At 58.0% G+C, this 13,705-nt stretch carries 10 protein-coding genes; 3 read left to right on the top strand and 7 right to left on the bottom strand.

The features are described 5' to 3' along the window. The first annotated feature begins 53 nt into the window (after positions 1-53). Positions 54-1,385, top strand: a complete 1,332-nt coding sequence (locus THS5294_RS01920) for an HlyC/CorC family transporter (RefSeq protein WP_058122412.1) — start codon at positions 54-56, stop codon at positions 1,383-1,385. A 44-nt stretch (positions 1,386-1,429) separates the two neighbouring features. Here THS5294_RS01920 and THS5294_RS18500 read toward each other — a convergent pair whose 3' ends face one another. The 3 genes from THS5294_RS18500 to THS5294_RS01905 all read right to left on the bottom strand — a co-directional run bounded on the left by THS5294_RS18500 (position 1,430) and on the right by THS5294_RS01905 (position 6,133). After that, on the bottom strand, positions 1,430-1,744 hold the full coding sequence (locus THS5294_RS18500) for a chemotaxis protein CheD (RefSeq protein WP_233486386.1): 315 nt from the start codon (positions 1,742-1,744) through the stop codon (positions 1,430-1,432). A 214-nt stretch (positions 1,745-1,958) separates the two neighbouring features. Then, on the bottom strand, positions 1,959-3,020 hold the full coding sequence (locus THS5294_RS01910) for a protein-glutamate methylesterase/protein-glutamine glutaminase (RefSeq protein WP_058122410.1): 1,062 nt from the start codon (positions 3,018-3,020) through the stop codon (positions 1,959-1,961). 2 nt (positions 3,021-3,022) lie between these two features. Then, the gene (locus THS5294_RS01905; protein WP_072936719.1) at positions 3,023-6,133 is read right to left on the bottom strand and encodes a methyl-accepting chemotaxis protein; all 3,111 of its coding nucleotides are present in this window, start codon (positions 6,131-6,133) and stop codon (positions 3,023-3,025) included. Positions 6,134-6,326: 193 nt separating this feature from the next. Between THS5294_RS01905 and THS5294_RS01900 the strand changes: the two genes are divergently transcribed. Further along, positions 6,327-6,776: a rhodanese-like domain-containing protein gene (locus tag THS5294_RS01900; RefSeq protein ID WP_072936718.1), complete on the top strand. Its 450-nt coding sequence runs from the start codon at positions 6,327-6,329 to the stop codon at positions 6,774-6,776. A gap of 1 nt (position 6,777) precedes the next feature. Next, on the top strand, positions 6,778-7,641 hold the full coding sequence (locus THS5294_RS01895; RefSeq protein ID WP_072936717.1) for a CE1 family esterase: 864 nt from the start codon (positions 6,778-6,780) through the stop codon (positions 7,639-7,641). On the opposite strand, the gene mdoH is transcribed toward THS5294_RS01895, so the two are convergent. The 4 genes from mdoH to THS5294_RS01875 are packed head-to-tail and all read right to left on the bottom strand — an operon-like array spanning position 7,625 to position 13,653. Beyond that, positions 7,625-9,481: a glucans biosynthesis glucosyltransferase MdoH gene (gene mdoH / locus THS5294_RS01890; RefSeq protein ID WP_058122408.1), complete on the bottom strand. Its 1,857-nt coding sequence runs from the start codon at positions 9,479-9,481 to the stop codon at positions 7,625-7,627. The two genes, THS5294_RS01895 and mdoH, sit on opposite strands and share 17 nt — an antisense overlap. Further along, on the bottom strand, positions 9,478-11,004 hold the full coding sequence (locus THS5294_RS01885; protein WP_058122407.1) for an OpgD/OpgG family glucan biosynthesis protein: 1,527 nt from the start codon (positions 11,002-11,004) through the stop codon (positions 9,478-9,480). The genes mdoH and THS5294_RS01885 overlap by 4 nt, the downstream gene beginning before the upstream one ends. Further along, positions 11,001-12,257 (bottom strand): OpgC family protein, encoded by a 1,257-nt coding sequence (locus THS5294_RS01880; protein ID WP_058122406.1) that lies wholly within the window; start codon positions 12,255-12,257, stop codon positions 11,001-11,003. The genes THS5294_RS01885 and THS5294_RS01880 overlap by 4 nt, the downstream gene beginning before the upstream one ends. 43 nt (positions 12,258-12,300) lie before the next feature. Continuing rightward, positions 12,301-13,653, bottom strand: a complete 1,353-nt coding sequence (locus tag THS5294_RS01875) for a tetratricopeptide repeat protein (RefSeq protein ID WP_058122405.1) — start codon at positions 13,651-13,653, stop codon at positions 12,301-12,303. Positions 13,654-13,705 lie beyond the last annotated feature (52 nt).

Raw genomic sequence — 13,705 nt, 5'->3', positions numbered from 1 at the left:
TGGGCCTATGAAACGCTCTTGAAAGCCTATCCCAAGGACCCCATACCCTAATCATGACACCAATTGACGCTTCAGTAGCCCTCGAAACTTCTCCCTTTGACGCCGCATTTTGGTGGACGTCAGCAGGGATTGTCGGCCTTTTGTTCATGTCGGCTTTCTTCTCGGGATCCGAGACGGCATTGACCGCCGCCTCCCGCGGGAAACTGCGATCCCAGGCTGATCGTGGCGCGGGCGGTGCCGCGCGCGCGCTGCACCTGACCGAGGACAATGAGCGCCTGATCGGGGCCGTCCTGCTCGGCAATAACCTTGTGAATATCCTCGCGGCGTCGTTGGCGACGGCCTTGTTTACTCGGGCGTTCGGCGAAAGCGGCGTGGCCTTGGCGACGCTGGTCATGACGCTGTTGGTGTTGGTGTTCGCTGAAGTGCTGCCCAAAACGTACGCCATCTCTAACCCCGAGGTCGCCGCATCGCGAGTGTCCCCGGTGATCGCCGTGGTCATCGTGGTGTTTTCCCCTGTGGTGACTGCGGTGCGGGCGCTCGTGCGCGGTGTTCTCGCCCTGTTTGGCGTTCGGATTGACCCGAACAGTCGGATTATGTCTGCGCAGGAAGAAATCGCTGGCGCGATTTCGCTTGGCCACTCCGAGGGGAGTTTTGAGAAAGAAGACCGGGATCGTTTGATGGGGGCCCTTGATTTGGGGGAGCGTACGGTCGAGGAAATCATGTTGCATCGCTCCTCTATTGAAATGGTTGACGCCGATGACGCCCCCGAGGCTATTCTTAGTCAATGTCTGGCGTCGCCTTATACGCGGCTGCCAGTTTATCGGGGCGATCAGGAAAATATCATTGGTGTCCTTCATGCCAAAGACCTCTTGCGCGCCATGGACCGGCTGATGCGTGGCCCGAATGCGAATGCCGCAGCTCTTGAGGCGTTCAAAGTGACCGACGTCGCGATGAAACCCTATTTTGTGCCAGAAACATCAACGCTTGATGAACAGATGCGGCAATTTCTACGCCGTCATACGCACTTTGCTCTCGTGGTGGATGAATACGGCGCGTTGCAGGGGCTGATCACCCTCGAAGACATCCTTGAGGAAATCGTTGGTGAGATCACGGATGAGCATGACATCGACGAAGGCAGCGTTCTAGCTCCAGACAATCTGGGGAACTTTAACGTTGATGGTGCGATGACCATTCGCGATCTGAATCGTGCCTGTGACTGGAACCTACCCGACGATGAGGCCAATACCGTTGCGGGCCTAGTCATTCATGAAGCGCAGTCTATCCCGACAACAGGTCAGGTCTTTAGCTTTCACGGGTTTAGGTTTGAAATCACATCCCGCGTTGCAAACCGGATTGTTAGCCTAAAAATTAGGCCGCTGAGCTAGGTTCGCTTTTGATTGTTCTGTGAAAGCCAGCCCAAAGTTAGAAGCTAAAATAGCTCCAATCCACTGGCCGCCGGTGGCTTGGGGGCTGCGATAATCGGCTCAATTGGGCGATCCGTGACCAACTTCAATTGCACCCGGCCGGTTGTCGGCTCAAACCGAATACGACGCGCTTGAGTGCCACCTAAATCCTGGCTTTCAACCGGGATGCCCTCATCGCTCAGAAAAGACAAAACAAACTCTGCATTCTTTTCGCCGACGGCTGCGGAACTACCAATCATGCGAGCGCCCCCAAACACCTTTGCCACCAATCGGCTGCGCACCGCACCGCTTTTAAGTAGTGCATTGATCAAACATTCCATTGCGTTGACTTGGGTCATCAAATCGAAGGGGTCGTTGGATGAATCGTTGGGCAAGACCATGTGATTTAGGCCTCCAACCTTCGCCAAAGGATCGAACATGCACGTGGATACACACGATCCAAGAAGTGTCGATAGCACGACCAATGGATTGTCAGATACTGCGTGTTCACCCTGCCCCACGTGCTGCATTTTTGTTGCTTCCTGTTCGATCGGTCTAGACCCTCGATCTGCTTGCGACTGGCACCGCGGCTTGTGCCAGGATCGCATCGCCAATTTCGGTCAGAGGCAATATCTTGTCGGCTGCGCCCGCTTCAATCGCTGCGCGAGGCATTCCATAAACAACGCAGGTGGCCTCATTTTGAGCAATGGTCATTGCACCATGGGAACGCAAACGCTTCATACCATCCGCTCCGTCGCGGCCCATACCCGTTAGCAGCGTTGCAACAACGTTATCAGCGCGGGGAACCAGCGAACCGAAAAGGACATCAACCGAGGGGCGATGTCCGGCCACTTTGTCAGAGCCGACGAGTTCGGCGCGCAGATGGCTGTGTCCAACATTCAAATGATGATCACCGCCAGGTGCAATCAACACAGCCCCCGGTCGCAGGGGTGCACCATTTTCGGCTAGCTTTATTATGGGCGCATATTTTGCATCGAGCCGGGTCGCGAGGGACGTCAAAAACAATTCCGGCATATGCTGGACGATGACCGTGGGGGGGCAGTCAGTGGGAAATCTGCTTAGGACGGTTTCTAATGCGTCTACGCCGCCGGTGGATGCCCCGATCGCTACTATTTTGCCTGTCCATGCACCGTGGCGCGCTGGCGCAAGGTTTGGATTAACCGCCGCATTCTGACTAGCGCGCGCGCGCGCTGCGGTTTTGACCATAGACACGAGGCCCTGCCATTCCGATATCTCTGCACGCCTAGGTTTGCCAAAAACATCGACCGCTCCAAGTTGTAGAGCCGTCAGAGCGGCTTCCGAGCCTTTGTGTGTCAGTGTGGAAATCATGACCACAGGTGTCGGTCGCAGCCGCATTAAGCGACGTAGAAATTCGATGCCATCCATCTTGGGCATCTCAACATCAAGCGTCAAAACATCTGGGTCAGTTTGCTTAATCAGTTCTCGTGCCTCGATCGGGTTTTCGGCCTCTCCGACGACGCAAATTTCAGGATCAGACCCAAGGACCAAACTTAACAAACGGCGAATAGTTGCGGAATCGTCTATGATGAGGACCTTTATCGGAGCATTGGTCGAGGCCGCGAATGTGGTTGCCATTCCTAAAACTCCCGCCAATCGTCCAGATCATCTTGGAGATTAAGTGGTCCCGCGCCGACAGTTTTCTTGGATCGATTCGAAGACGTTTTCCCAGCATCATGAAACTGCGTCGCTGTTGGGGTATCGCTCATCTCAGTTGGCAACTGTTGCCCTGTCGCCGACGTCTGAATCTGGTTGACTGCGTTATCGATCCTAAAATGCTGAATAAGGCGCAAGAGCGTGTCGGCGTCGCTGTTCAGGGATTGACTGGCAGCGGTGGTTTCCTCGAACAAAGCCGCGTTTTGTTGGGTGACTTGATCCAGTTGCCCCATTGAGGCGTTGATTTCACTCAAAACCGCGCTTTGTTCTTTGGCGGAGTGTTCAATGTCGCTGACGTGGTCGGAAATGTTGGTCACAAAGCCAACAATCTCTTGTAGTGCAGTCCCAGCTTTGCCCACGAGATCGACACCATGGCTGACCTGTTTGCTGCTTTCGGAGATGAGGTCATTGATCTCTTTAGCGGCTTCCGATGACCTATGCGCGAGCGATCTTACCTCAGACGCAACAACAGCAAATCCTCGACCTGCATCACCAGCGCGGGCAGCCTCTACGCCGGCGTTGAGAGCCAGCAGGTTTGTCTGAAAGGCGATGTCGTCAATGACGCTGATGATCTTTGACATCTTCGAAGAAGACGAAGAGATCACCCCCATGGCCGAAACCGCCTCGGTCACCACTAAACCGCTTTGTTCCGCGTTTTCTTTAGCGTTAGACACAACACTATTGGCTGCTGTGGCCCCTTCGGCTGCGGAGACGACCGATGCTGTAATCTCTTCGATGGCTGCTGCGGTTTCTTCCAGCGTTGCGGCTTGCTTTTCGGTCCGGGTCGAAAGATCAGCCGCCGCATTGCTAATCTCTGCGACTTCTCCGCGAATACTCTCTGCATTGGTGCGTACGTCGTGCATGGCTTTAGACAACCGAGAGCTTGTCGAATTGAAATCAAGCCGGAGCTGTTCGTAGTGGGTGCCGAACGTGTCCTCTATGGTGGCTTGAAGGTCGCCCTCTGCCAGTCGGTTTAAGCCAACGCCCAGCTGGTCAACAGCAAGGTCTTGTTGTGCCTGCATCTCCTTGCGTTCTTTCTCCGCGTTGCTTTGCGCAATGCGTTGCGTGCTTACGTCATCCAAGATGGCGACGACCCTTGAAGTGGTTCCGTCAACCTCACGCACCGGATTTAAAGATCCTGCCAGCCAAAGAGTGCCGCCATCTGGCTTTTGACACACGAAAGTTCCAGAGAGTGTTTCGCCCTGCCCAGCTTTCATAGCGGCCTCAACGAGGACAGTAGCATCGTCGGCTGGGCTATCGACCGCTGAGTGAAAAACTTCAAGAAAATCGTTCAGAGATTCGACGTTAGCCGCATTCAGCATGTTTGGATTCGCGCTGATGATCTGACCGTCGCTGTTCATTTCAAACACCGCTTGAGCCGCTTCAATGGCTTCTAAAATTGTGGCGGAGCGAAGCGTTTGTGTGACGTCCGACCATTCAGCAATGTAACCCGTGTGCTCATCGCTCTCGGGATCAATAATACGGCCAATGTTTAAACGGAGCCGGGTTTGACCAAGTTCGACATGCATCGGCACCGTCGCCGTATCGGCAAAGCTTACGTCGATGCCTTCACATGGGTGAAGTACATCTAGGCGCGTTCCGACCATATCGGCTATGTCAAAAGCAAAGCCCTTTCGCGCCCATGCTTCTTGATGCTGTGTCACCAATGCTTCCGCAGCGGGGTTAATATACGTCACGACGCGGTTTTCATCGGTGATCATCATCGCGGCGGAGGATTGGTCAAAGGCTGCACCTTTGAATTGGGCGTCTCGCGCGGCTGATTGGCCAGCGGCCAAATCCCCCCTCAGGTCTCCAAGAACGGATGCGATTTGGCCAATTTCGTCGCTACGGTCCGTATCCGGTACATCGCTTGTCAGATCACCATTGGCAGTCTTGCGCAGCGCTTGGATCACGCGGCCCAAGGGGCCAGACAATGACCGCGCAAAGAGCCAACCCATGCCAAAAATGACAATCTGAACGATGGCCATCTCAACCAAGGTGAAATTGCGGATGGCCACAGCGGGTTCCAACACTTCTTCTAATGATTTTTCTACGGCCAAAGTCCACGTGCGGTTCCAGACGGTTACAGTGGCAAAGGCAGTGGTGGCCTGATCGTACCATGTGCCGGCGCCTTCTATCGCGCCAGTCCCTGCCTGTTGCATTGCGCCCAAGAAACTGGCCTCGGCGCGTGTTTCATAATAGGGCGTCTGTCTTTCATTTACTCGGGGCGCTGTTCGAAAAAAACCATCAGACCCTAGCAGATACGCTTCGCCAGTCTGGCCAAGACCAGTGGGCCTGTCGATGACGGCTTGGATCGCATCCATCGGCAGTTCGAGAACCATAATCCCCCGCGTATCGCCGCGTACATTCACAAGGCGCTGGGCAATGAACGCGGTCGGCAGGCTGCCGTTGGGCGCGTAGGGTGTGACGTCTACGAACACTGGGGACGCTGGCCCTGTCTGCGCGCTCATCTGCTTGAACAGCTCTGCAAGGGGGGAGTCGCTCGCTGCGTCTAGATTGATGCCAAAATCGTCCCTTTTTCGGACTGAGTAGATTACCTCACCCTCGGGGTTAATCATCAACAGATCACCGTAATTGAGGCTCTGCATAAACCCTTGCATCTGTGCATGAGACATCGCGTGCGTCAGTGAGTATTCTGACCGATCATCGGCATCGCTGAGTTGTGCGCGTTGCGCCATTTGAAATGGATTGTCGCGCCCGTAGAGCGCGCGAATGGCGGCACGCTCCTCTGGGGACATGTTATTCCACGACCTATTCAAGCCACGCAGCGCCTGCTGCGCCTCCTGTGAGGCGGCAAAACTGCGGATATCGCTATCAATGCGCGCGATTAAATCTTCAACCTGTCGCACACGGGCATCGCGTGTTGCTGTCAGTTGTATCATGTTGGCGTCGCGCACCGACGCATAGGCACTCACGATATGAAAATAGCCGCTTATCCCCATTGCCAATGCCGTTAAGCCCATCAAAACTAGGGGTAATTTCACCTTTAGGCTCAGGTTTCTGAACAACGACATATTCGGGCTCCGGGCTTGCGCGAGGTACAAAACCGCGCGGTGTGCGGCTTCGAGTTGGTCGTGTGTTTCGCCGCTAGATGTGAATATTCATTTAAGTCGCGCGTGTTTTACGCCCCCACAGTCACTGGTTTGTGTAATGCGTGAACCCTGGCGCGGGGCTAAACCGGAGCATGTAGCGATGGGAGTGTCCTAAATGGCTTTTAAACCCACACGCCGGGCCGTCTTGTTTACCATGTCTGCGCTGGTGATTGTTGGAGCCGCGATGATAGGTGTCGGCGGCCCGCCCGCGCCCCGGGTGGCACTGACACCGGGTCAAGCCTTTGAGATGGCCGCCGCGCGTGAAATCCTGCTGATCGATATCCGCAGGCCCGATGAATGGCGCGCAACCGGAGTACCCGAATTCGGGACCCCTTTGGACATGCGTCAACCCGATTTCACGACCCAATTGGCAAAGCTAAGCGGCGGCGATTTTACCGCGCCGATCGCGTTGATTTGTGCGCGCGGGGTCCGGTCTGCGCGGCTGTCCTCGCGTCTGGTGTCCGCCGGGTTCACCAATGTGATTGATGTCCCCGAGGGGATGCTCGGTTCGCGCACAGGGCCGGGTTGGCTGCGGCGTGGCTTGCCCGTGAAATCAGGCGCTTAGTATGTTGCTGCGGTTAATCGCCCCTCTCGCCTTTTTGGCTGCGACAGCCACCGCCGCGCTGGCCGATTGTGGCCGGTCCGATCCCCCATGCGAGGTTGATCAAGGGACCTACCGGATCGCCCTGCCCGATGGTCCTGCCCCCAATGGGGGGTATCCTCATGTCATGTTTTTGCATGGCGCGGGCGGAACCAGCCGAGGTGTTCTGGGCATGGCTCAGATGGTGCAGCCGTTGCTGGAACGTGGCTATGCGGTGATTGCCCCACAGGCGCTGTCGTGGCGTGGGGGCGAAGGCGGTATTTGGTCGTTCTTGCCGGAAACCACCCGGCCGCGCGCCCGCGACGAGGCTGCGTTTTTCGCCTCGATCCTGTCAGACGCGCAGGTACGTCATGGGCTGTCAAAGGATAAGGGAATGTTGGCCGGGTTTTCTGCTGGCGGGTTCATGGTGTCGTATCTCGCGTGTGAAACACCGAGCGCCTTTTTCGCCTATGCGCCTGTGGCCGGTGGGTTCTGGCGGCCGCACCCCACAGAATGCGCAGGCCCTGTGCGGCTGTTGCATACGCACGGGTGGACCGATCGGACCGTTCCGCTTGAGGGTCGCCCGCTCGGAGATCGTTTCCTCCAAGGGGATATCTTCGATGGGATGGCACTGTGGCGCGGTGCAAACAGCTGCACCTCGCCTGCGCCGAGTGGGGTGTCGCAATCTGGGGCCTTTTTGCGCCGCAAATGGGACTGTGCGCCGGGATTTGCCCTAGAACTCGCACTCTATCCCGGGGGCCATCGTGTGCCCGAGGGTTGGGCGGATATGGCGCTGGACTGGATGGAGGGATTGGCGGAAGCGGATCAGGCAACTATTCCCCCGGAATGAAGGCCTTCTGAACCGCTTGCTTTACCCCATCTTGCCAGTGTAACGCCGCACGCCGAATGGCTGGTGCCCGGAGGCTTTGCGGTGTGGCCAGCAGCCGGTGATGTGTCGGTCGACCGCTGAGCCATGAAAGCCCCACAGCCCCTGTGAGCGAGACTGCAATCGGCAAGAGCCACACCGACACAAGTCCCGCGATGATGCCCGTCAAAAGCGCGGCCCCAATCACCGTTTCCAACCAATGGGCGCGTGCCAAGTCGCGCAAATCATAAACCCCTCCGTCCCGCGCTTGGGGTGTCCAATCGACCGAGACACCAAGCAACGTTTGAACCACGGCGCGGGTCTGTTGGACCATCAATATGGGCGCATAGAGGATCGACAAAAGCACCTCAGTCACCAAACCAAAGAAAAACGCGCCGATACCACCCACTCGCAACACGCCGCGCCGTTGGGCCAGTGTCGCGGCGGCCCCAATCAGCTTGGGTGCGATCAACAGGCTGTAGACCAACAACATCGCGCCGACGTGGCCTTGGGTGCCCATTTCGGGCCATGTGGGCCGCAGGGGCATGTCGGGTGAGAAATAGGCCAGCACGCTTTGCTCTTCGCTGGTGCCGATCAGCGCCCAGATGATCAAAAGCGCAAACCATAGCGGCGACAGTAGATAACCCACCGCACCATGCAGCAGATGGAACCGCGATAGCCCGTGAAACCCCCGCGCGCGCAGGAGCCGCAGGTGTTGCAAATTGCCCTGACACCACCGCGTGTCGCGGGCGACGTGATCCAGCAGAGCGGGTGGCGTTTCCTCCCACGAGCCGCCGACCTGTGGCAGGAACCGAATGCCCCAGCCTGCGCGCCGCATCAGCCCCGCCTCAACGAAGTCATGGCTTAGGATCAACCGCCCACCGCGCAACTTTGGCAAGCCTGCGCTGGCCGCAAATGCTGTGGTGCGGATGATCGCGTTATGGCCCCAATAATTGCCCTCCTGCCCGGTCCAAAGGGCCAAACCCTTGGCAAGTGCTGCCCCATAGGTACTGTTGGCGAATTCTTGGGCACGCGCAAATAGGGTGCGCGCCCCAATGAGGTGGGGAAAGCTCTGGATCAGCCCCGCGCCGGGATCACTGGCCAGCGCGTCAGTCAGGGCGCGGATCGCAGGCGCGCTCATCAAACTATCGGCATCAAGAACAAGCATTGCGTCATGCGCGCCGCCCCAATGGGTCACCCAGTCGGCAAGGTTGCCGACCTTGCGGTCCGTATTCTGCGCGCGTCGCCGATAAAACACCGGCACATCGGGCGGCAGGCTTGCGCACAGATGCGCAAACGCGATTTCTTCCCGCACGGCCACGTTAGGATCACGGGTGTCAGACAGCATATAAAGGGTGAACGAATGGCCCTGCCCGCGGGTGCGGTGCAGAGCCTCCATCATTGCGGCAGCGTTACCAAAAGTTAGGTGCGGGGCCTCATTATAAATCGGCATCAAAAGCGCGACATTCAGGGCGTCACCGGTCTTGGTGAGGGGCTTGCGAGCACCCAGTGCCAACGCCCCCAGAAGAGCCGTGGCAAAGCTGAGCGCGATCCAGAACACCCCGAACCCGATCAGGCCCGCCAACACCCCCTCCACCCACGACAAGCCGCCTTGTGCGAACCATCTGAGAAAGACCATCATCAACAGTCCCGTAATGACCAACGCCGGGGCAAACACCGCGATCCGCGCCCAGATCACTTGCGGCACGGTGACTGGGTCGGCATGCGGACTGGGCGCGCCCTTGTGAGGGCTATCAAACGCCTGCTCAGGAAAGGCCAAGGGGTGGTGCGGCGGCATATGGGCCAATTGGGAAGCGATGGTCATGCAGAGGCCCTCCACCGGTAAAGCCAGACCTCAGACACCGGGCGACCGTCGCGGAGCAGTTGCGCGCGCAGCTCGGCTGAGGTGCGCCCCTCTGGGTCGAAGCTAAAGGCCAACCGCACGCCCTGCCCGTCTGGCAAGCGTTGCAATAACCCGCTGCTGACAGCCACGTCGTTTGACGAGACATGCACGCTGATATCCTCAATCGGCACGTCCAGCTCTGGGTGGGGATCGAAATCGATCACCATCTGTTCTGCGTTTTGTGCGAAATTCAGCCCGCCAAACGTATTGCCGACCCGGGCCAAATCACGGCGGCGCAGGGGCTCTTCTCCCCATGTCAGCCGGTAGTCGAACCGGTGTGCTCGCCCGGGCGCAAGCGCCTCTCTCGGACGCCAGTAAGCGACTATATTGTCGTAAATCTCTTTGTCGGCTGGGATCTCGACCAACCGCACCACGCCTGCCCCCCAATCGCCCAGTGGTTCAACCCATGCAGACGGCCGGGTGTGGTAATGGGCCTCAAGGTCTTCAAAATCCTGAAAATCACGGGCGCGCTGCATCAAGCCAAAGCCCTTGGGGTTGTCGTCCACAAAGGCCGAAATCCCAAGGTCACGAGGGTTGGCAAGCGGTCGCCACAGCATCTCGCCTGCGCCGTTCCAAACCAACAGCCCGTCACTGTCATGCACCGCTGGGCGAAAGTCGCGGAAAGCCTCGCGGTTGGTTTCGTCATACAGAAACATCGATGTCAGAGGCGCGATCCCCACATGATCCAGCATCACACGCGGAAAGAGTGTTGCGCGCACGACCATTTCACACGGCGTGCCGGGCGTGATCTCAAACCGAAACGCTCCCGTGACGGAGGGGCTGTCCAACAGGGCATGCAGGATAAAGGTGCCCGAGTCGTGTGCGGGTGTTTCCACCCAGAACCGCACGAAGTCGGGGAATTCTTCGCCGTCGCGGTCGCCGGTCTTGAGTGCGAGCCCCCGCGCCGATAGGCCGTAATTCTGCCCCGTCGCGAGTGCGCGAAAATAACTGGCGCCCTGAAACACGCAAAACTCTTGGTAAATTCCGGCCTTTATCAACTCGGCCCGCAGGCGCAGGCCCGAATAGCCCATAGTCTCATCCAAGGGGAGTTCGGGGGCCTTGTCGGTTTTGTCGAAAAGGGCGTAATCAAAGGCCAAACGATGCGCCCTGTCGTTGGCCACAACGTCCACCTCAACCGCTTGGGGAAAGTAGAGGCCGGGGTGAAACAGGTCCATTTGGAGAGGTAGCCCTGTGTCTGCCCACACCGCCTTGGAGGTATTGAACCAGATTTTACGATACTGATCGTATGTCAAGTTCCGCCATGCCTCTGGCACCAAGGGGCGCGGGCTATAGGGCGCCTCTGACAGGGTGCGGGCCATCTCTTCAACCGTTGTCGCGTCGAACGGCTCATCGCTCAGGAAGCGTGGCATCATGGCGTGAGTAGGTGCTGCAAACAACGCAAGTGCTGCCGTGCTATGGGCCAGAAAACTGCGACGCGTGATCATGCCCGTGCCCTCCAGGGTTGGGATTTGAACCAACCCGCCCCGTAGGCACAGAGGATCAAAAGACCAAAGCCCGTCAGATTAACGATCGTCCACGTCAGCGCATCACGGCCAATGTTGTCTAGGACAAAGCCATTCACCCGTGCCAGCACCATGGAAAAGATAAACACCGCAAGGCTTTGCTGACCGACCTTCATGATGAGGGGGAGGATGTTGTCCCAAATGCGTGCAGCCAGGGACGTGCCATGTGCCATCAAACGCGCCCCTTTGTGGCCCGCCAAGGCATAGCCCAAATAGGCCAGCGCCAAGAAGTGCACAAAGCGCAGAATTCCAAAGTCGGATTTGTCGATCAGCCCTTTGTTGGCGACGCGCCATTCGATCACCGGGTTGGTTTCGAACGCAAGGCCGAACCATTCGCGGCTGACGGCGCGTACACCGATGTTCGACAGCGGAACATTAGCGATGACGATAACAGCTGCGACGATCAGAAGTACCTTGTTGATCGGTGGCGCAGGGATCCACCCGCGCATAAGGGCAAAGCCCGTGAAAAACACCAACTGCCAGCCAAAGGGGTTAAAGAACCACTGTCTTTCTGACCACGGCTCAGCCGGTAGGTTCAGGTGCAGGCCATCCAGACCGACGGCGGCCAACAACCGCTCTTGCGCGGCTAACCACAGAACAACAACCCCCCCCGCACTCAGCCAAAGTGAGACCCGGGACAGCGCCACAACCAACGGCATCAGTGCCAGAACCACCATGTACATCGGCAAAATATCGAAGTAATTCGGCACATAGGTCAGCGTGAACAACCCCACCAACTGCGGCCCAGGATCGGCAAAGACCTTCCACAAATTCAGGGTCCCTATATAGACCTTGTCATATGCGCCGGTCTGATCAATCGCGGCCAGCATCGTCGCAATGGCGAAAAACATCCCGATGTGCGCCCAATAGACCTGCCAAATCCGAAACCCGACCCGTGCTGTCCCCAACCCTAGCCCCGCGCGATCAAAGGTGCGGCCAAAGGCAATCGCACTGGCCATCCCTGAGCAAAACACAAACATTTCTGTGGCGTCCGAAAACCCCCAGCGCGCCGGTATCCAAGAGGTCCACGCGTTGCCGGGTGTATGGGCCAAAAGGATGATGAACATTGCGATCCCGCGAAAGAAATCCAAGCGAGGATCGCGGATCGAGGTGGTGGGGTGCGCCGTGGCCTTGGGTGCGTTTTGGAACGCGGTATCTGGGCTTGTTGTTGTCATACTGGGGTCTTTCCGGGGACGTATCGCACAAGCGGCCAGCGGCCTATTGTGCGGCCAATAGGGCCGCTTGGGTGCGGGCTTGGCTGAGCAGCGCGTGGCGGGCGGCAGCGTATCCATCTTCGCCCCCGCGCTTTGCCTGCCGATCCGCGAGCAGCGTTTCGACTTGGGCGAATTGGCCGGCCCGCAAGCCCGCATCGATCGTGATACGCTCAAACACGTCGCGTTGGGCGTGACTGCCGCCGGCCTTTTGCATGTCGGGCCGAGCTGCCAACAAGTTGGTGAAAGCGGCGGTATAATTCCCCTCCCCAAAGGCCTCTAACCCACGGGCGGCGGACAGACCGGGTGTAGCCATTCGTTTGCGGACGACCGTGTCGGCGTGTTTTGCGTCGGCGTGCATTCGGCCCAGCATACGGGCCGTAGCCTCGTCCCGCCCGTCGGCCGCGAGGGCGAGGATATAATGCAAATCCGCAAAAATCAGGCAGCCATCCTCGGTTCGGGATTGCGACAGGTCCGCCAACTCCTCCCACCGATTGCCGACGTCAACGCCCTCCAACTCAAGCCGCATCAACAGCGATGTGCCGTTTGAGATGTCACGGTAGTCATCCGTTTTGTCCGCTCGGATTTCGGTGTCATACAGCATGAGCACCTGATCCATCTGTCCAAGGTCCAAATGCATCAACGCCTTGTGCCACCAAACGTGGTAGCGGAAATTATTGCAGTGTGCCCACGCGGCCTCCCGACCCGAAAGCCAATCCAAACCGCCCCGCGCATCCCCTGTCATGTCGTGAACGTGGGCCACGGCGTGCAGGCCCCAAGCGTCATCTGGTGTCGCCTCTAGCCCGCGCAGGCCCCTTGTCCGGGCACGGGTGTATTCGCCGGTTTCCTCAAAGGCAAAGGCCATGCAGCCCTGAAAATACCCATACGCCATGTGATCCGGGGTATAGGCCTCTGCGACGCGTTCAAGCGAGGCGCGCATCCCTGTACTGTCACCCAGAACAAACCGCCATGCATGCGAAAGCTTCATCGCGAGCGCGTCTTGGGGGGCGACGCGTAGAATTTGCTCCAGCGGCCGTAGGCCTGCATGAATGTCACCTGCCACGCAGGCCTCAAGCGCTGCGACATATGTTTGTTCTCGCGGCAATGGATCGGAACAGGCACGGGCAGCCGAAAGGGCTTCATCCGCGACGCACATCAACTCACGCCGCCCAAGCAGCAGGTAAAACATGCCTTTCGCCACATGTGCGATGGTGAATTGCGGCTCAAGTTCCAGAACGCGGGCCAGATGCACTGGCGTGTCGGCGCCATGGGCCAAGAACGCCCTCATCGTACTTTCCCATGCCGTAATCGCCTCAGGGTGGCGCAATGAGACGGGTAATCCGAACGGGTCAGTTGCCATGAAACAGGCCTTTCAAAAGAGATTTGACGCAAAGTGCGCGTTAATTCTCTTT

Source organism: Thalassobacter stenotrophicus, from assembly GCF_001458315.1.
Taxonomy (GTDB): Bacteria; Pseudomonadota; Alphaproteobacteria; order Rhodobacterales; family Rhodobacteraceae; genus Thalassobacter; species Thalassobacter stenotrophicus.
Note: the sequence above shows the minus strand (reverse complement) of the source record. Positions and strands in the feature narration are given on the sequence as shown.